This window comes from Streptomyces sp. NPDC096193 (genome assembly GCF_040302905.1).
Taxonomy (GTDB): Bacteria; Actinomycetota; Actinomycetes; order Streptomycetales; family Streptomycetaceae; genus Streptomyces.
Genome location: NZ_JBEOSJ010000006.1, coordinates 115718 through 134980, shown reverse-complemented (window position 1 = coordinate 134980; position 19263 = coordinate 115718). Strand labels below are relative to the sequence as shown.

The following is a 19263-nucleotide window of genomic DNA, read 5'->3' as shown; positions in this document are numbered from 1 at the left end:
GAGCGTGACGGGAGAACCGCCCGCATGCTCGAGCCGACTGAATCCGGCGTTGCCGGAGACAACGAACAGAACGACAACACCCCTGGCGACAAGCTGCCGCCGCGCCGTCGGCGCCGCGCAGCTTCGCGCCCCGCCGGTCCGCCGGCCGGAGCGGCCTCCGCGGAGAGCGCCGACGTGGCGGCTTCCGTGCAGGAGGCCGACGAGGCCGTCGCGCCCGCCGCTGCCGAGGAGACGCGCCCGCCGCGTGCGCGTCGCCGTGCCACGCGTAAGGCGACGGCTCCTGCCGGTGCGCCCGAGGCGGCTGAGATCGCCGCTGCGGCAGAGGTGGCCGAGACGGTCACGCCCGAGGTGACCGAGGAGACGCCCGCCGAGGCTCCCGCGCCGCGCAAGCGCCGCCGTGCCACGCGCCAGGTGAGTGCGCCGGAGGGCGCCGAGATCGCCGCCGCCGTCGAGGACGCGCCCGCCGTCGCCCCGCAGGCCGCCGAAGAAGCGCCTGCCGAGGCCCCCGCCGAGACCCCTGCCGAGGCTCCCGCCCCGCGCCGGACCCGTCGCCGCGCCTCCGCGCCCGCCGGTGCCCCCACCGCGCACGCCGAGCCCGAGGCCGCTTCGACCGATGGCGCTCCGGCCGAGGCCGCCGAGCCCGAGGCCGCGCCGGCCGGTCGCAGCCGCCGTCGCGCCGGCCGGAAGGCCACGGCGCCCGCCGCCGCTCCGCAGACCGCCGAGATCGAGGAGTCCGACGAGGACGCCGTCGAGTCCGGCGAGAGCCTGCCCGAGGGCGCCGTCGCCCAGATCACCTCCCGCGAGGACGAGGTCGCGGCAGCCGAGAAGGCCGCGACCCGTGGCCGTACGCGCCGCCGCGCCGTCTCGCCCGAGACCACCGCGCAGCCGGCCGCCGAGGAGGCGCCGCGCGAGGAGACCGCGAAGAGCGAGGCCCCCACGCGCACCCGCCGTGCGGCCCGGCCCGCCGTGGCCCTCTTCCAGGCCCCGGTCTTCGCCGAGCCCATGTTCCAGACCCCGGAGACGGCCGCCGCCGCTGCCGCCCTCGACACGGACGAGGAGATTGACGAGGCCGACGCGGACGACGTCACGGCCGAGCCGGTCGCCGAGGCCGCCCCGGAGCCGGCGGGCCGTCGCCGCCGCCGCCGTCGCGGTGAGCCCGTCGAGCAGCCCCAGGCCCCCGTCGCCGAGGAGCCCGAGCCCGCCGCCGAGACGGAGTCCGACGAGGACGCCGAGGCCGGCGACGGTGAGGACTCCGACGAGTACGGCGACCGCCCCTCGCGCCGTCGCCGCCGTGGTGGCCGTCGCCGCCGTCGTGGCGAGGCCCCCGACGCCGACGAGCCGTCGGACGAGCAGTCCGACGAGGCCGCCGCCGAGGACACGCAGGACGAGGACGACGAGGAGGGCGACAACGACGCCCCCTCGGCCGGCAGCTCCAGCAGCCGTCGCCGTCGTCGCCGGCGTCGTCGCAGCGGTGAGCCGACGTCCGAGGACGAGTCCGGTACGAACGACCCGGAGCGCACGGTCGTCAAGGTCCGCGAGCCGCGTCCGGCCCGCGCCAAGAGCGACGAGCCCTCCGACGAGGTGCAGTCCATCAAGGGCTCCACGCGTCTGGAGGCGAAGAAGCAGCGGCGCCGTGAGGGTCGCGAGCAGGGCCGCCGCCGCGTCCCGATCATCACCGAGGCCGAGTTCCTCGCCCGCCGCGAGGCCGTCGAGCGCGTCATGGTCGTCCGCCAGAGCGGCGAGCGCACCCAGATCGGCGTCCTCGAGGACAACGTGCTCGTCGAGCACTACGTCAACAAGGAGCAGGCGACCTCGTACGTCGGCAACGTCTACCTGGGCAAGGTGCAGAACGTCCTGCCGTCCATGGAGGCCGCGTTCGTCGACATCGGCAAGGGCCGCAACGCCGTCCTGTACGCCGGTGAGGTCAACTTCGAGTCGCTGGGCATGGCCAACGGCCCCCGCCGTATCGAGGCCGCGCTCAAGTCCGGCCAGTCGGTGCTCGTCCAGGTGACGAAGGACCCGATCGGTCACAAGGGCGCGCGTCTGACGAGCCAGGTGTCCCTGCCCGGCCGTTACCTGGTCTACGTGCCCGAGGGCTCGATGACCGGTATCAGCCGCAAGCTGCCCGACACCGAGCGGGCCCGGCTGAAGACCATCCTCAAGAAGATCGTTCCCGAGGACGCGGGCGTCATCGTGCGCACCGCCGCCGAGGGCGCGAGCGAGGACGAGCTGCGCCGTGACGTCGAGCGGCTTCAGGCGCAGTGGGAGGACATCCAGAAGAAGTCGAAGGGCGGCGGCAGTTCGAACGCGCCGTCGCTGCTGTACGGCGAGCCGGACATGACCGTCCGTGTTGTCCGCGACATCTTCAACGAGGACTTCTCGAAGGTCATCGTCAGCGGTGACGAGGCCTGGGAGACGATCCACGGCTATGTCCAGCACGTGGCTCCCGACCTGGCCGACCGCCTTCAGCGGTGGACGAGCGAGGTCGACGTCTTCGCGACGTACCGGATCGACGAGCAGCTCATGAAGGCGCTGGACCGCAAGGTCTGGCTGCCGTCCGGTGGTTCGCTGGTGATCGACAAGACCGAGGCCATGGTCGTGATCGACGTCAACACCGGCAAGTTCACCGGTCAGGGCGGCAACCTCGAGGAGACCGTCACCAGGAACAACCTGGAGGCGGCCGAGGAGATCGTCCGTCAGCTGCGGCTGCGCGACCTGGGCGGCATCGTCGTCGTCGACTTCATCGACATGGTGCTCGAGTCCAACCGTGACCTGGTTATGCGCAGGCTGCTGGAGTGCCTGGGCCGTGACCGCACCAAGCACCAGGTCGCCGAGGTCACCTCGCTGGGCCTGGTCCAGATGACCCGTAAGCGGGTGGGCCAGGGTCTGCTGGAGTCCTTCTCCGAGACCTGTGTCCACTGCAACGGGCGCGGTGTGATCGTGCACATGGAGCAGCCGACGGCCGCCGGTGGCGGTGGCGGCAAGCGCTCCAAGAAGCGCGGCCGCGGCGGCTCGGAGCACGTCCACGAGCACGAGCTCGACACCACGGCCGAGGCGCTTGCCGAGACCGAGGGCGAGACGGAGAGCGAGGCGGAGGTCGCAGCGGAGACCGCTGCCCCGGCCGCGCTGCCCGAGCCGGAGTTCCAGCCCGACGAGGACCTCTACAGCAGCGCTGCCGAGGCCGAGGCGGCCGCCTCGCGCGGCCGTGGCCGCAGGCGTGCGACCCGTCGGGCCTCGGCGCCGAGCGGTGCCCCGAGGTCGGCCGAGGCGCAGAGCGCGGCGGCGGAGACCGTCGTCGAGCCGGCGCCGGAGCCGGCGGCGCGGCCCGAGCCCCAGGCCGAGCCGGAGCCGGTCGCCTCCGCGGCCCCCGTCGAGGAGGCGGCCCCCGCGGGCCGTGGTCGCCGCCGGGCCACCCGTAAGGCGTCCGCGCCCGCCGGTCCTCCGCCCACCACCGACTCCACCGTCGTGGAGACGCTGGTGAAGGCGCCTGCCGAGCCCGTCCAGGAGCCGGTGGCCGAGCCCGAGGCCCCCGCGGCCGAAGAGGCTCCGCCGGTGGCCCCGCCGCGGGCACGCCGCCGGGCGACCCGCAAGGTCAGCGCCCCGGCCGGTTCGCCGTCGGGTGCGGAGGAGGCCGCGGTCGTCGTGGTCGCCGCCGCCGAGAACGGTGCGCAGCCGCAGACGCCGGCGGACGACGCGGAGCCGGCGGCCCCCGCCAAGAAGGCGGCCCGCAAGACGGCCAAGAAGGCCACCGCGAAGAAGGCCGCCACCGCCACCAAGAAGGCGGCGGCCAAGAAGACGACGGCGAAGAAGACGACCACCAAGAAGGCCGGTGCGAAGAAGACCGCCGCGGCCGAGCAGTCGCTGCCCACAGTGACGGCCACCACCGAGAGCTGAACACTTGATGAGCCCTCAGTGAACAAGCCGTGTCCCATCCCACAGGCTCAGGGGTGGGACACGGCCTTTGTCTCCGAATCGATGCAGTGCTGCGTTAACAGCCCCGAAATTGACTAGGAAATCCCTGATAATGTGACGGCGGTCGCTGCCGGGTGAGACTCCCGTTCCGGACACTACGGTAGGTGACCGACCCGGTTCGGGACACGACCGGTCCCAGTTCCTCGGTAGGGCGTTGGCTTTGCGCCGGAGGGGTGTGCGCGGCCTCGCAAGACGTCCGCACCGCCCCAGACCTCTGCCACAAAGAAGTCTTGCGGTGTTCAAGGAGGACGTCCATGACGAGCAGCAATCGGCAGCCCATTCCCGCTGCCCGCCCGGTCATCGGTGAGGAAGAAATCGAGGCCGCGGTACGCGTACTGCGCAGCGGTCGCGTGGTGCAGGGCCCCGAAGTGGCCGCATTCGAGGAGAGCTTCGGCGACCTGGTCGACGGCCGTCATTGCGTGGCCGTCAACTCCGGTACCTCCGCGCTGCACCTCCTTCTGCTGGCTTTGGGTATCGGTCCGGGCGACGAGGTGATCGTTCCCTCGTTCTCCTTCGCCGCCTCGGCGAACGCGGTCCGTCTGGTCGGCGCCGATGTCGTCTTCGCCGACATCGAGGCCGACAGCTACTGCCTGGACCCGGCCGCGGTCGAGGCCGCCATCACCCCGCGCACGGCCGCGATCATGCCGGTGCACCTGTACGGCCACCCGGCGGCGATGGACAAGATCATGCCCATCGCCGCCCAGCACAAGCTGGCCGTCGTCGAGGACGCCTGCCAGGCGCACGCGGCCGCGCTGAACGGCACCCCCGTCGGCGCGTTCGGCTCCGGTGGAACGTTCAGCTTCTACCCGACCAAGAACATGCACTCCCTCGAGGGCGGCATGATCTCCACGGCCGACGCCGAGATCGCCCGCACCCTGCGCCTGCTGCGCAACCAGGGCATGGAGCAGCGGTACGCCAACGAGATCGTCGGCGCCAACATGCGCATGACCGATGTCGCCGCCGCCGTCGGCCGCGTGCAGCTGGCGAAGCTGAACGGCTGGACCGAGCAGCGCATCGCCAACGCCGCGTACCTCACCGAGAACATCACCGCGCCGGCCGTGACCACGCCGACCGTCGCCGAGGGTGCGCGTCACATCTACCACCAGTACACGATCCGCGTCAGCGGGGACCGCGACGCCGCGATGGCGAAGCTGACCGAGGCGGGTGTCGGCAACGCCGTCTACTACCCGACCCCGATCCACCGGCTGAAGCCGTACTGGGAGCCGGACCAGAAGGCCGGCCGCAACTGGGACCTGCCCGAGACCGAGCGCGCGGCCGCCGAGGTCGTCTCGCTGCCGGTGCACCCTTCGCTGACCGCGGAGGACCTCGAGCGCATTGTCGCCGCCGTGAACGAGTTGGGAGAGAACCTGTGACCACCGCTCCGGGACTGCGGGCCGGCCTGATCGGCCTCGGCTCGATGGGCCGCCACCACGCCCGTGTGCTGGCCGGACTGGACGGCGTCCACTTCGTCGGCGTCGTCGACCCGATGGGCGACAAGAACGGCTGGGCGCAGGGTGCCCCCGTGCTGTCGACCGTCGAGGAGCTCATCGCCCTCGGCATCGACTACGCCGTGGTGGCCTGCCCCACCGCCCTGCACGAGGAAGTCGGCCTGAAGCTGGCCGAGTCCGGCATCGGCGCCCTGATCGAGAAGCCCGTCGCGGACACCGTGGACGGCGCCCGCCGGCTCGTCGAGGCCTTCGAGTCCCGCGGTCTGGTGGCCGGTGTCGGTCACATCGAGCGCTGCAACCCCGCGCTGCGTTCGCTGCGCCAGCGTCTGGAGGCCGGTGAGCTGGGCGACGTCTACCAGGTCGTCACCCGCCGCCAGGGCCCCTTCCCGCACCGCATCGCCGATGTCGGCGTGGTCAAGGACCTGGCCACCCACGACATCGACCTCACCGGCTGGGTCACCGGCCAGACCTACACCTCGATCTCGGCGCGCACGGTCTCCAAGTCGGGCCGTCCCCACGAGGACATGGTGTCGGCCGTCGGCCAGCTCTCCGACGGCACGATGGTCAACCACCTGGTGAACTGGCTGAGCCCGCTCAAGGAGCGCTTCACCTCGGTCACCGGCGAGAAGGGTTGCTTCATCGCGGACACCCTCACCGCCGACCTCACCTTCTACGCGAACGCCTCCCAGGCCACCGAGTGGGAAGCGGTCCAGGCGTTCCGCGGTGTCGCCGAGGGCGACATGATCCGTTACGCGATCGCCAAGCGCGAGCCGCTGCTGGTGGAGCACGAGCTCTTCCGGGACGCGGTGCTCGGCAAGTCCGACGACATTTGCACACTGCGGCAGGGTCTTCGTACCGTCGAGGTCGCGGCAGCCGTGCTGGAGTCCGCCGCCGGCGGAGTCACCGTCGATCTCTCCGCGTACACCGCGGCCCAGTAGGGCGAGGAGCCTTGACCAGTCCTGATGTCACCGTCGTTGTGGCCGTGTACAACACGATGCCGTATCTGACGGAATGCCTTAACTCTCTTGTCGGGCAGAGCATTGGCCTGGACAGGCTGGAGATCGTGGCCGTCGACGACGGTTCCACGGATGACAGCGGGGCGGAGCTCGACCGCTTCGCGAAGAAGTACCCGAAGACCGTCAAGGTGATTCGCCAGGCGAACTCCGGTGGCCCCGCAGCGCCCAGCAACAGGGCGCTGGAGGTGGCCACCGGGCGTTTCGTCTACTTCATCGGCTCCGACGACTACCTCGGCAAAGAGGCTCTCGCACGGATGGTGAAGTACGCCGACAAGCACGACTCCGACATCGTGATCGGCAAGATGGTCGGCACCAACGGCCGCTACGTCCACCAGGCGCTCTTCAAGAAGAGCAACCCCGACGTCAGCCTCTACGACTCGGCGCTGCCCTTCACGCTGGCGAACACCAAGCTGTTCCGCCGTGATCTGGTGGAGCGGCACAAGCTGCGGTTCCCGGAGGACCTGCCGGTCGGCAGCGACCAGCCGTTCACCATCGAGGCGTGCGTCAAGGCTCGGAAGATCTCGGTCCTCGCGGACTACACGTGCTATTACGCGGTGAAGCGCGGGGACGCGAGCAACATCACCTACCGCGCCAACCATCTGTCGCGGCTGCGGTGCACCGCGCGGATCCTGGAGCACGCGGCCGGTCTGATCGAGGCCGGTCCGCGGCGGGACACCGTTTTCCAGCGCCACTTCACCTGGGAGCTGGCCAAGCTCGTCCAGGGCGATTTCCCCGCGCTCGACGAGCAGACCAGGCGCGAGGTGTGCGCCGGGATCGCCGAGCTGGCCGACGCGTACCTCACCGAGCCGCTGGCCGACTCGCTGCCCGTGATGCGGCGGGTGCGGCTCACGCTGGCCCAGCGCGGCATGGTCGACGAGCTCGTCGCCGCGATCGAGGCCGAGGAGAACGGCGCGCCGCCCCCCTTCCACCTGGAGGGCGACCGCGCCTTCGCCGCGTACACCGGCTTCCGGGACCCCGCCGTGGGCATCCCGGACCGGGTCTACGAGGTGCTCGGGGAGTCGGTGCCCGCCGCAGTCGCGGCCGGTACGGAACTGATCTCGGCCGAGTGGGAGCAGAGCGGCGACGAGCTGTTCCTGTCCGTCGCGGTGCGTACCGCGCTGACGGGCGACACCGAGTCGGCCGTGGTGCGCCTCGTCCAGGGCGCCATGCCCAGGAGCGCCGACAAGGCGGGCGGACGCAGGCTGCCTGCCGGGCAGGAACTCCCGCCTCCCGTCGGGGAGTTCACCCAGGAAGTGACCGCCGACGGTGCGGGCACCGTCCTGCGGGCCCGTATCCCCGTGGCGGCCCGTACGGCCACGCTCGGTGTGCGCGTCCATATGGACATCGCGGGCTGGACGTACGAGATCCCCGTACGCGCCCAGGACAAGCCCATGCCGCTGGCCCGGCGCTGGCGCAGCGGCACCCCCTACCGAGTGGCCGCGCGTGTGAACGCCAAGGGCCGGATGGTGGTCGTGACCGGCCTCCTGTTCCCGCCCTCCGACAAATGGTGGTCGCGTGTGCGGCCCCTGCTGGTCCGTGTGAAGAGGAAAGTATCCCGATGAATATCTGTGTAGTTGCGCTCGGCAAGATCGGGCTTCCGCTCGCCGTGCAGTTCGCGGCCAAGGGCCACAAGGTCATCGGCGCCGACGTCAACGAGAAGGTCGTCGAGCTGGTCAACGCCGGCACCGAGCCGTTCCCCGGTGAGCACGACCTCGGCCGGCTGCTCAAGGAGACCGTCGGCGCCGGGCTGCTCAGTGCCACCACCGACACCGCCGCGGCCGTCGCCCGATCCGAGGCCGTCGTGGTCGTCGTCCCGCTGTTCGTAGACGCCGAGGGCACCCCGGACTTCGGCTGGATGGACTCCGCCACCAAGGCCATCGCCAAGGGCCTCAAGCCCGGCACCCTCGTCTCCTACGAGACCACGCTGCCGGTCGGCACCACGCGCACCCGCTGGGCGCCGATGCTCCAGGAGGGCTCCGGCCTGACCGCCGGCGAGGACTTCCACCTGGTCTTCTCGCCGGAGCGCGTCCTGACCGGCCGCGTCTTCGCCGACCTGCGCCGCTACCCCAAGCTCGTCGGCGGCATCGACGAGGCCTCCACGAAGCACGGTGTGGAGTTCTACGAGAAGGTCCTCGACTTCGACGAGCGCGCCGACCTGGCACAGCCGAACGGCGTGTGGGACCTGGGCACCGCCGAGGCCTCCGAACTCGCCAAGCTCGCCGAGACCACCTACCGCGACGTCAACATCGGCCTGGCGAACCAGTTCGCCCGTTTCGCCGACAAGAACGACATCGACGTCAAGAAGGTCATCGAAGCCTGCAACTCGCAGCCGTACAGCCACATCCACCAGCCCGGCATCGCCGTCGGCGGTCACTGCATCCCGATCTACCCGCGGATGTACCTGTGGAACGACCCGGAGGCGACCGTTGTGCGCTCGGCGCGCGAGGCCAACGCCGCCATGCCGGAGTACGCCGTCGACCTGCTGGCCGCCGCCTACGGCGATCTGAAGGACGTCAACGTCCTGGTGCTCGGTGCCGCGTACCGCGGCGGCGTCAAGGAGACCGCCTTCTCCGGCGTCTTCCCGACCGTCGAGGCGCTCAAGGCCCGGGGCGCCGTCCCGTTCGTGTCGGACCCGATGTACACGGCCGCCGAGCTGACCGCGCACGGCCTGACCCCGCACGCGGGTGAGCCGGTCACCGCCGCGATCCTCCAGGCCGACCACGCGGAGTACCGCGAGCTCGCCGCCTCCGACCTGCCGGAGGTCCGGGTCCTGGTCGACGGCCGGCGCACCACCGACCCGGCCCGCTGGGAAGGCGTACGCCGGGTCGTCATCGGCGGCTGACGCCCCCTGCACACGCACAGAACAGTGGCCCTGTCCCGCGGACTCCGCGGGACAGGGCCGTCCTGCGAGAGGCATTTGGCATGACGTGGTTGATCACCGGCGGTGCCGGTTACATCGGATCGCACGTGGTGAAGGCGATGACCGACGGCGGCGAGAGCGTCGTCGTCCTCGACGACCTCAGCACCGGCAGCAAGGACCGGGTCCCCGGCCGGGTCCCGCTGGAGATCGGCACGGTCCTGGACCGTGAGCTGGTCGACCGTGTCCTGCGCGAGCACGCCGTCACCGGGATCGTGCACCTCGCGGGCAAGAAGCAGGTCGGCGAGTCGGTCGAGAAGCCGCTGCACTACTACTACGAGAACGTCGAGGGCTTGCGCAGCGTGCTGGAGGCGGCTGCGGACGCCGGTGTGCGGCGGTTCCTCTTCTCCTCCTCGGCGTCCGTGTACGGCATGCCCGACGTCGACCTGGTCACCGAGCGGACCCCGTGCGTGCCGATGAGCCCGTACGGGGAGACCAAGCTGGCGGGGGAGTGGCTGGTGGGCGCCGTGGGCGCGGCACACGGCATGGCCACGGCCTCGCTGCGCTACTTCAACGTCGCGGGCGCGGCCTCGCCCGAGCTGGGCGACGACGGCATCTTCAACCTGGTGCCGATGGTCTTCGAGCGGCTCACGGCGGGCGAGGCCCCGCGGGTCTTCGGTGACGACTACCCGACGCCCGACGGCACCTGCATCCGCGACTACATCCATGTCGAGGACATCGCCACCGCCCATGTCGCGGCCGCCCGCCGGCTCGCCGAGGACGCGTCGGCCTCGCTCGTCCTCAACATCGGCCGCGGCGAGGGTGTTTCGGTGGCCGAGATGGTCGGCACCATCCAGGACGTCACCGGCCGGCGGGAGCCTGCGCCAGCCGTCGTCGAGCGCCGTCCGGGCGACCCGGCCCGTGTGGTGGCGTCCGCCGAACTGATCCGCGCGGAGCTGGGCTGGCAGGCCCGTCACGACATCCGCGCGATGGTCGCGTCGGCCTGGGATGGCTGGTGCCTGCGCCACCCCGAGGCCCGCGTCCGAGCCTGAAATGTCCCCGGGCCCGCCCGGGACACGAATGAGGGCCCCCGGTTGTTCCGGGGGCCCTCACTCGTGTGCGTGGTGTCAGTGACCGGACCGCTCGCCGAGGAACAGCTCGTCGAACGTGCGGCTGACCACCGGCCAGTCCCAGACCGACAGCGCGTGCTCGGAGGCGAGCTTGCCGGCGTTGCGCCAGCTCTCCTCCGTCGCCGTGGTCTCCAGGATGCGCCGGGCGGCCTCCTCAGGAGAGGCGACGACCCAGTTCTCCGGGTACAGCGTGCGGGCACCGTGCTCGCGTCCGGCGTAGAACGGCCAGTCACGGACCACGGGGACCGCGGCGCTCGCCGCTCCCTCCATCAAACCGACGTGGCAGCCCTCGCGCACCGAGGAGCTGAGGATCGTGCCGATCTCGGTGAGCTTGCCGGGCACGTCGTCGGTCGGACCGAGGCGTACGACGGCACCGGACTCCTCCAACGGAGCCAGCGCCTTCTCGAACGCGACGAGATAGTCCTTGGTGGCCCGGCTGGTCTTGCGGTCCATGTCACCGCCGACCAGGATCAGCCGGTAGCGCTCGTCCTGCTTGCGCACCCGCTCCAGGACGTCCACGGCCCACAGCGGGTCCTTCGCGACCTGCGAGATGCCGATCAGACCCAGGTTGAAGCGGGCGTCGGCCGGCTTCTCGCGGTTGAAGCCGCTCAGGTCCATGGCGTTGTGCAGCATGTGCGTGCGCGGAGCCGCCTCGCCGCGCAGTTGCGGCACCAGCGAGGTGGTCAGGTCCTGCACATGGTCCGCCACGTACACGAGGTCGTCGATGCGGGAGAAGTCCACGAGGTGCGGCCACCGGGTGAACGCCTCGTAGCTGTGCAGCCGCACCACGATCCGGGTGTCGCCCGGGTCGATGGTCGTGAGCATCACGGCCGGTGCCACGCACCAGTCGAGGAACACGGTGTCGGCCCAGTCCAGATGGGGCCGCATGAGCTGCTCGACCTGCTCCGCGTAGAGGGCGTCGCCCCCGAGACGGTTCTCTATCATCCGCCGGCCGGCCCAGGAGAGCCGCTTCATGGCGGGAGTCGCCGCGAGGTCCAGGTAGCGGACCTCGACGCCCGGGTGGTCCTCGTAGTGGGAGAGGACCAGCTTCAGGAAGTTGTCGTTGGCGCTGGTGGTGACGAGCAGCCGCAGCGGGCGGTCCGACGGCGGCGTGGCCGCCGGGGTCTGCCGGCCGCGGGGCTCCCCGATCTTCTTCATCACCGCGGAGGCGTGCACCGGCGCCGAGAAGGCCGTGGGGTCGGCCGCGAGGGGGGAGCTGAGCTGGTCGATGTGGACGACGCGGTGGAAGCCGAGCACGAGGGCCCGGTCCAGCGCGCTGGCCGCCGCGGCCGGGTCACCGTCCCGGTACGAGTCGTCGGCCTGCGTCAACAGCTCCTGGACCGTGCTGTCGAGGGCGCGCGGTGCGATGCCCTTGTTGAGCTCGGTCCTGACCGCCTCGTCCAGCAGCGTGGTCCGGATCTCGCGGTTCTGGATGCGGCGGGCGGCGGTGGTCAGCGCGAGTGTCGCGCCGCCCGGCCGTCCGGCCCAGCGCATGCCCTCGGCGACCTGCCGGGACAGCGCGGCCCGGAAACCCGCGGGCACACCGGGCGCGCCGAGCGCGGTGCGCCACAGCCGTGCTCCGACGGCACTGCGCATCACGGGGCGCGCGGTGGCCGTCCGCATCACGGTGAGGGGCAGCGCCTTGGCATGACGGCGTACGTCGGCGGCGATCAGGGTGCGCGGAGGGATTATCACGTTCCGGCGCCGGGTGACGGGCTGCGGCGTGGACGCCTCGCCCTCCATGGCGCGCAGGGCCGGCGCGATACCGAAGGAGGCACCGGCGTCCGCGTTGTACTGCGACAGGCGCCACACCGTGTAGACGGCGTTCGCGTCGAGTGCGACGAGGTGTTTGGCGGCCAGTCCGTGCCGGCGCAGCCAGGGGTTCCTGCGGATCTGTACCCACAGCCGGCGGCCGTGCGGCACCCGCTTGAGCTTGCGGCGGGTGCCGATGCTCAGATGCCCTATGCCGTAGGGGAGTTGCTGGAACCCGTCGAGCTCCAGCTTGTCCAGGTCCTCCAGGCAGGCCCGCGCGTCGAAGAGGCAGGCGAGGTGCACTCGCGCGCCCTGGGCGCGGAACTTCTTCACCGCGTCGGCGAGTACGCCGAACTGCGGCTGGGATGCGGCGACGAAAAGCACATCGGTCACGAGGTGGGCCCTCCGGCGACGATCGACTTCGATGAGAGGCTGTCCACGTCCGTGGTGGAGGTCTTGTCCCCCGGGGTTGCCGCGGGCCACTCGGCGAGCCGGCCCACCAGGTTCTTCACGGCCACGGACATCAGCGCCTCGCGGGTGAACTGGTCGGCGTGCGCCATGGCTTCGGCGTGCACCTCGTCGCTCGTCTCGACGGCCATGTGCGCGGCCTTGACGAACGATTCTGCGAGACCCTCCTCGTCGATGCCGACGGCACCGGTCCACAGGGGGTGCCCCTGAAGGACGTTGGAGGCGTCGTGCTCGACGACGTGCGCGGAGACGATCGGCAGTCCGGTGGCCATGTACTCGTACACCTTGCCGGAGGTCACGAAGCGACCGCCGATCAGGATGAGCACCATCGCGTCCCAGCGGGCGTAGATGGAGGAGACCTCGGCCTTGGCGGCAGGGCCGCCGAAGGAGACGCCGTCGGCCTCGGCCTGCTTGAGCATCTCGGAGTGCTTGTTCGCCTCGCGACCCGCACCGTTGCCGATGTGGCCGCGGACCTCGAAGCGCGCGTTGGCGAGCAGCGGCTCGCGTTCGCGCGCCGCGCGCCAGGCGTTGAGCACCGTCTCCAGATGCGCGGGCGTGAAGTTGACCGTGCCGAGGTAGCCGAAGACCAGACCGCTCTCGGGGTCCGGGCGGTGGGCGCGGCCGGGCGAGCTGTCGGCGTCGTAGCCGTTGCGCACGACCTCGACGCGGGACGCGAACTCGGGGTAGCGGGCCCGGTAGTGGTCGGCGATCGGGTCGTTGACGACCCACAGGCTGACCGCGTGGTCGAGGACCTTCTGCTCCCAGCGGCCCATCTCCGAGTCCTTGGTGAAGGCCTCGATGCCGGTGATCACGTCGATCGACCAGCCGTCGCGGAAGTCGACCGCGTACGGGACCTTCGCCTCTTCCCACAGCTTCCAGGCCGCGGCGAGGTTGACGTACGGAACGCAGCTGGCCACCAGCAGATCCGCCGGGTGCTCCCGGTGGATGTCGAGGACGGCCTGCTCCAGCGCTCCGCGCCACTCGCCGAAGTTCGGCTCCGGGAACGTCTTCTGCTGCCGCTTGCGCAGCTGCGTGACCCACTTGTTGGGGTTGAGCGCGCGCTCCTCGTCGAAGAGGCGGATGTCCGTTTCCAGGTCCTCGCGGGAGAGCGGCAGCTCCACGATGTTCACGCGGGGGTCGACCTGCTCCAGAAGGGTGAGGTCGACGCCGGAATCCCGCTCCCAGGACTCCTGGGCGATGTTGACGACGGTGACGTCCCAGCCCGCCCTGCAGAACTGGTTCGCCGTCTCGCGCATGCGGTAGGCACTGCTCTTCGCAGCCGGCGGGAAGCCGATGGCGAGGTAGATGACATGAGGCCGCGAGCCGTCGGAGGGCAGCCCGGACCTGGGAGACGCTGACATAAGCGGTGACGCTAGCACGGTGACGTATACGGACTCGGGCCTGCTCCGAGGCCCTCCAGGTCCGTCACGCGTGCCGGCTTCCCCCCTTCCACTCTTCCATGATCCGGACAACGTTCTGCGCGGCTCGTCCGTCACCGTACGGAGTGCCGGGGTCACCCGTGGGTACGGCGCGGGTGACGGTGGCGGCCCATTCGTCGGCGGACAGCTCGTGCGGGTCGGGTACCAAGACGTTCCAACCGGTGTCGACGGTTTCCACCCATTCCGTCTCCGGACGGATCGTGGTGGTGATGCGCTCCAGCAGGAACGCCTCCTTCTGCAGGCCGCCCGAGTCGGTGACCACACCGGAGGAGGCCAGCACCGCGGCGACCAGACCGGCGTAGGGGAGCGGACGGCCGACGTGGACCGAGCCCTGGTCGAGCTTGATGCCGTGCTCGGTGGCGCGGGCGACCAGACGCGGGTGCGCGAGCAGCGCGACCGGGACCGGCAGCGCGGCCAGCGCGCCGATGATCGCGGCGAGGCGCTCGGGGTCGTCGGTGTTGTCCGGCCGGTGCAGCGTCGCCAGCAGGAACGGCTGCGAGGGGTCGATGCCCTCGGGCAGCTGCGGCGCGGCGTGCTCGCCGGCCAGCACCGCGTCACGGATGCGCAGGCAGATGTCGACCATGACGTCGCCCGCCAGCACGGCACGGTCCTTCAGGCCCTCGTCGGCGAGGTGGCGCATGGCCTCCTCGGTCGGGGCCAGCAGGACGTCGGCGCAGTGGTCGGTCAGGACGCGGTTGTGCTCCTCCGGCATGCGCCGGTTGAAGGAGCGCAGACCGGCTTCCAGGTGCGCGACCGGGAAGTGCATCTTCACGGCGGAGAGGGCACCGGCGATGGTGGAGTTGGTGTCGCCGTAGACGAGGACCCAGTCCGGCTGCTCGCGTTCGAGGACGGGGTCGAGGGCGGTGAGCACCGAACCCGTCTGGACGCCGTGGCTGCCGGACCCCACACCGAGGTGGACGTCGGGGTCGGGGATGCCGAGGCCCTCGAAGAAGACGTCGGAGAGGTCGGCGTCGTAGTGCTGCCCGGTGTGCACGATGACGTGCTCGTGCTCGGTTCCCGCGAACGCTGCCGCGATGGGCGCGAGCTTCACCAGTTGGGGACGGGCACCGACGATGCTGATGACTTTCACTGAACACTCTTCTTCTGGGTCAGGTCATTGGCGGGGGGTGTCACAGGCGCAATGGTAGGCAACCGCCGAGGTGGACAGGCCCGCGGCCGGTCGGCGCACCGTGCGCGGGGGCTCTCCCGCCCGTGGTCAGACGGCGATACCCCGGCAGGGAGCGCCTGGATAACGATTGAGTGAACGAGGCCTGCACAGTGGGACGATGGGGGCGTAACCGGCCACCTCACAGGGGTACCGGTGCCGGATTCGGCCACGTCCCGCTGTCGTACTATCGTCGCGCAAGTTTCGCGGGGCGGTCACGGGAAAGTCGACGGTGTGCCATGGCGGTCAGGTCCGGACGGAAATCTGTGCGTCGGTCGGAGGAAGCACCACGCCCCAAATCGATCCGCACCCCCACGGTGGACACTTCTCTCGCCCCCACCACGAACTGGCTCGTACGGGGCAAGGACGGCCGGCTCACGGCGTACGCCCCCACCACCGACGGTGTGCTGCGGTGGACCGAGACGGCTCCCGGCGGACCGGAGTGGTCCGGCCCCGACGTGATTCCCGCCACGGGTGTGCTGCCCTACCTCTCCGTCGCCCAGGGCGCCGACGGCTATGTCCATCTGGTCGGGCTGCGGCACAGGTTGCTTCCGGACGGGCGGACCGGCACCGACGTGGTCTACGCCCTCCAGTACCAGTCGGGTCTCGCGGTGCGCGAGTGGGCGCCGCTCGGCACCCCGTACGGCAGTGACGCCGACCTGGCCGCGCGGATCGGGCTGCCGTCCGCGGTCGTCGACGGCGACGGCTCGCTGCATGTCTTCGTGCGCAATGTGGGCGGCGGTGTCTGCGGACGCAGCCAGGTGCCGTCCGGAAAGTGGAACAAGTGGGCCGACTACAAGGGCAGTGAGGGTCTCGGAGCGGTCTCCGTCTCCATCAGCCCCGAAGGGCTGATGGAGTTCGCCCTGCCGACGGCCGAACGCGTCATGCGCTGGACGCAGGAGACCAAGGGCGTCAAGTTCGAGCGCGCCGACGACATCCTGTCGGGTGCCGAGCCCGACTCGCTGACGGCCGAGCGCACCGGGGGCGACCGGCTCACCCACTTCTGGCACGCGAGCGAGGACCGCACGGTGCGTGCCTGGCGCCCGTCGATGACGGAGCCCGTCACCGTCGGCACCGGCAAGGGCACCGGGCCGATCGCTTTGCTGCGCACCCCGGTCGACGGCCACGACTGCACGATCCTGGCCCACCGTGACGAGGCCACCGGCCGTCCCGCGCTCGCCGCGTACCCCACGGAGGACGAGGGCAGTGGTGTCACCTGGACGCTCACCGGTGAGCCGTGCGTCGGCGCGCCCGCGCTGGCGATCAACGCCAGGGGGCGCGTGGTGATGGCGGCGTTCGGTACGGACGGAACGCTGCGGGTCACCCGGCAGAAGGACGAGTCGGGCCTCGCGCTGGCGGCCTGGTCCCGCGCCTAGGACCCTGGCGGCCTCGTCCCGCGCCTAGGACCGGCGACGCGACAACGACAGCGGGCCCGTGCTTCCCCTCGGAAGCCCGGGCCCGCTGTCTTCGCCGGAACGGCCTCAGACGGCCTGCTCCTCGAGCACGCCGTCCTTCTCCACGTACCGGGCGCCGCTCTGCGGGCACTCCCAGACGCCGGACTCGCCCTCGCGCTCAACCAGGCGGACACCGTTCTTGCCGACCCAGCCGATGTGCCGGGCGGGGACACCGACGACCAGCGCGAAGTCCGGCACGTCCTTGGTGACCACGGCGCCCGCCGCGACCATGGCCCAGCGGCCGATCCGCACCGGCGCGACGCACACGGACCGGGCACCGAGCGAGGCGCCCTCGGCGACCTTCACGCCCACGGCCTCCCAGTCACCGCCGCGCTTCTGGTTGCCCTCGGGGTCCACGGAACGCGGGTTGTGGTCGTTGGTCAGCACCACGGCGGGGCCGACGAACACCCCGTCGCCGAGCTCGGCGGGCTCGTACACGAGGGCGTAGTTCTGCAGCTTGACGTTGTCGCCGATCTGCACACCGGTGCCGACATAGGCGCCGCGCCCGACGACACAACCCTTGCCGAGCCGTGCTCCCTCGCGGATCTGGGCGAGCTCCCAGACGCTGCTTCCGTCGCCGATCTCGGCACTCTCGTCGACCTGGGCGGTGGGCTGGACCCTGTAGTTCACTTCTCTGCCTTCCGGTGCGCGGCTTCGCCCGGCGAGCATACGACCAGCGGCCCGATTCAGCGTCTGCGGGCCCAGGCCTTCCCGAGCTGGAGCGCGTAGAAGAGGGAGGCCGCGGTGGGGACGAGCGTGCGGTACCAGCCGACGTCCGGGGAGAGCCAGCCGTACACCGACGCCGGGGCGAGGACCACCACGGCCACGATGCGCAGCGTCCACCAGCGCCGGGAGCGCGGGACGTGCGGCGAGGGGGTGCCGAGATCCGTCGACATCGCGTCGCGGATGCCCTTCAACACCCCACGTCTGGCGAGGAGTCGGGCCCCCGGCAGGTCCCTCAGGATCTCGTCGCGCTCGCCGAAGCCGTCCGGGACGGGCGGCAGTCCCAGCACGGCCACCAGCTCCGTCTGACGCCGGGCAGGATCGTTTCCGCCGCGCAGCAGCGTGATCAGCGGGCGCAGATCGGTGACGGGGAAGACGCCGGCGACGGCCTGGGCGGTCGCGGCGGCCTGCGCGTGGTCGACGATCGGGGCGGCGGGGTCCCACAGGTGTGCGGCGCGCACCTTGCCCTTGTGGAACAGCGTGAAGCTGCAGCGGTCCGCGGTGCGCCGCAGCACCAGCGCGGGCCACTTCTCCGCGGTGGTGAAGTTGTCGGCCGCCGCGGTCAGCAGCTCCTCGCCGCCGGCGAGGGCCGCGCGCCTGCCGGGGGAGGGGTCGGGGACGAGTTCGACATAGCTCGCTCCGGAAGGCGCGGGGGCGATGCGCAGGGAGACGCCGCACATCAGCGCGGCCTCGGCGACCTGGTGCGGCGGGGCCGCGGCGATCGCCAGCGAGCGCGGAGCGGGCACCGGGGGCGCCGCCGACGCCGGGGGCGCGCTCTGCGGGAGCCTGCTGAAGAACGGCGTCCGGGACGCGACCTGCATGCGGACGCCGAGCCGGAACTCCAGGAACTCCTTGCGGCTGTCGCCGACGTACGCCCAGGGGAACTCGCGGGCGTGCACCCCGATGGCCCGGAAGGTGTCCAGCGCCTCGCCCCAGCGCTCGCCGAGGATCAGCATCAGCGCCAGATGATTGCGGAAACCGGCCGCGTCCGGGTCGCCCGGTTCGTACCAGGCGGAGAGTTCCTGGGCCCGCGTGATCGCTGCGGCCACCCGGTACGCGGGGATCGGGCCGTCGGGTGTGGAGTCGTCGGAGACGACCTCGTACTCGACGGCGGCGAGCAGCGGCAGCGCGTTCAGCTGAGAGCCGGGCAGGGCGCCGTCGGCGGCCCGCTCGGCGAAGGCGAACATCTCCTCGTGCGAGCCGTACCACTTCGCGCACAGGTACTGCAGCGCGGTGGCATGGCAGCCGTAGTGGTGCGGGGAGCGGGCGACGGCCTCGGCCCAGTACGCGTCGAACACCTCGCGCGGCGCCTGGATGCCGCGTGCGTGGGTGAGCGCGACCTGCCACGGCACGGGGTCCGTGGTGTTGAGCTCGGTGGCGGCGGCGATCACCGGCAGAGCGTCGTCGAGCAGCGTGAAGAAGGCCCGGAACCGGTCCTCGGAGACATGGCCGGCGCGTTGGCCGGTCCGTATCTCCCAGGCCTGCTGGACGCAGTGGTCGGCCTTCACCAGCGTCGCGTCGGGGTCCTCGGGCGCAGCCTCCAGCCAGCCCTCCAGCCAGCCCGGGTTGTGCAGCGCGCACTCGGCCAGCGCGCTCACGCAGCCGCTGCGCCGCTCCCACTGCGCACCGAGCCGGGTCTCCGCCAGCAGGTCACGGGCGGGGCCGGCGTCACCGGCGCCGGCCGCGACCAGCGCGGCCCGCAGCGCGGGGTCGGTGGCGGCGCCGACGGTCACGGCCTCGTCGGGTGGCAGATCGGCGCCCACGGAGGAGCCGTGGCGGAGCATGCGAGGCATGGAGATGAGGGAGCGCAGGGGCACGAGCGAACATTGAACAGGCAGG

12 protein-coding genes are annotated in these 19263 nt (G+C 71.4%); 7 read left to right on the top strand and 5 right to left on the bottom strand.

Features of this window, described 5'->3' with window-relative positions:
* Positions 1-24 precede the first annotated feature (24 nt).
* From ABTX78_RS12225 to galE, 6 genes are all read left to right on the top strand, one after another.
* Complete coding sequence (locus tag ABTX78_RS12225; RefSeq protein WP_352206711.1) at positions 25-3894, top strand: Rne/Rng family ribonuclease; 3870 nt, start codon at positions 25-27, stop codon at positions 3892-3894.
* Positions 3895-4226: 332 nt separating this feature from the next.
* Positions 4227-5345 (top strand): DegT/DnrJ/EryC1/StrS family aminotransferase, encoded by a 1119-nt coding sequence (locus ABTX78_RS12220; RefSeq protein ID WP_352206710.1) that lies wholly within the window; start codon positions 4227-4229, stop codon positions 5343-5345.
* A complete protein-coding gene (locus tag ABTX78_RS12215; RefSeq protein WP_352206709.1) occupies positions 5342-6358 on the top strand; it encodes a Gfo/Idh/MocA family protein in 1017 nt (338 codons plus the stop codon). Before ABTX78_RS12220 ends, ABTX78_RS12215 begins: the two co-directional genes overlap by 4 nt.
* Positions 6359-6369: 11 nt before the next feature.
* Positions 6370-7998 (top strand): glycosyltransferase family 2 protein, encoded by a 1629-nt coding sequence (locus ABTX78_RS12210; RefSeq protein WP_352206708.1) that lies wholly within the window; start codon positions 6370-6372, stop codon positions 7996-7998.
* Entirely contained in the window at positions 7995-9278 is a 1284-nt protein-coding gene (locus ABTX78_RS12205) for a nucleotide sugar dehydrogenase (RefSeq protein WP_352206707.1), read from the top strand. Before ABTX78_RS12210 ends, ABTX78_RS12205 begins: the two co-directional genes overlap by 4 nt.
* An 80-nt stretch (positions 9279-9358) precedes the next feature.
* Positions 9359-10345: a UDP-glucose 4-epimerase GalE gene (gene galE, locus ABTX78_RS12200; RefSeq protein WP_352206706.1), complete on the top strand. Its 987-nt coding sequence runs from the start codon at positions 9359-9361 to the stop codon at positions 10343-10345.
* Between the two features lie 75 nt (positions 10346-10420).
* On the opposite strand, the gene ABTX78_RS12195 is transcribed toward galE, so the two are convergent.
* The 3 genes from ABTX78_RS12195 to wecB form a co-directional block, all read right to left on the bottom strand.
* Complete coding sequence (locus ABTX78_RS12195; RefSeq protein WP_352206705.1) at positions 10421-12568, bottom strand: glycosyltransferase family 1 protein; 2148 nt, start codon at positions 12566-12568, stop codon at positions 10421-10423.
* Positions 12565-13899, bottom strand: a complete 1335-nt coding sequence (locus ABTX78_RS12190) for a glycosyltransferase (protein WP_352206848.1) — start codon at positions 13897-13899, stop codon at positions 12565-12567. Before ABTX78_RS12190 ends, ABTX78_RS12195 begins: the two co-directional genes overlap by 4 nt.
* A gap of 169 nt (positions 13900-14068) precedes the next feature.
* Positions 14069-15172: a non-hydrolyzing UDP-N-acetylglucosamine 2-epimerase gene (gene wecB, locus ABTX78_RS12185; protein WP_352206704.1), complete on the bottom strand. Its 1104-nt coding sequence runs from the start codon at positions 15170-15172 to the stop codon at positions 14069-14071.
* A gap of 392 nt (positions 15173-15564) precedes the next feature.
* On the opposite strand from wecB, the gene ABTX78_RS12180 reads away from it, so the two are divergent.
* The gene (locus ABTX78_RS12180) at positions 15565-16623 is read left to right on the top strand and encodes a PLL family lectin (protein WP_352206703.1); all 1059 of its coding nucleotides are present in this window, start codon (positions 15565-15567) and stop codon (positions 16621-16623) included.
* A gap of 105 nt (positions 16624-16728) precedes the next feature.
* Here ABTX78_RS12180 and ABTX78_RS12175 read toward each other — a convergent pair whose 3' ends face one another.
* Both ABTX78_RS12175 and ABTX78_RS12170 read right to left on the bottom strand, forming a co-directional pair.
* Complete coding sequence (locus ABTX78_RS12175; protein ID WP_352206702.1) at positions 16729-17331, bottom strand: acyltransferase; 603 nt, start codon at positions 17329-17331, stop codon at positions 16729-16731.
* Positions 17332-17387: 56 nt separating this feature from the next.
* Positions 17388-19217 carry a hypothetical protein gene (locus ABTX78_RS12170; protein WP_352206701.1) on the bottom strand — a complete coding sequence of 610 codons (1830 nt, stop codon included), beginning with the start codon at positions 19215-19217 and terminating at the stop codon, positions 17388-17390.
* Between the last annotated feature and the right edge of the window lie 46 nt (positions 19218-19263).

Coding starts and splice junctions, on each gene's coding strand:
- ABTX78_RS12205 (WP_352206707.1), top strand. CDS start 7,995: ATGAATATCTGTGTAGTTGCGCTCGGCAAGATCGGGCTTCCGCTCGCC.
- ABTX78_RS12220 (WP_352206710.1), top strand. CDS start 4,227: ATGACGAGCAGCAATCGGCAGCCCATTCCCGCTGCCCGCCCGGTCATC.
- galE (WP_352206706.1), top strand. CDS start 9,359: ATGACGTGGTTGATCACCGGCGGTGCCGGTTACATCGGATCGCACGTG.
- ABTX78_RS12170 (WP_352206701.1), bottom strand. CDS start 19,217: ATGCCTCGCATGCTCCGCCACGGCTCCTCCGTGGGCGCCGATCTGCCA.
- ABTX78_RS12225 (WP_352206711.1), top strand. CDS start 25: ATGCTCGAGCCGACTGAATCCGGCGTTGCCGGAGACAACGAACAGAAC.
- ABTX78_RS12190 (WP_352206848.1), bottom strand. CDS start 13,899: ATGCGCGAGACGGCGAACCAGTTCTGCAGGGCGGGCTGGGACGTCACC.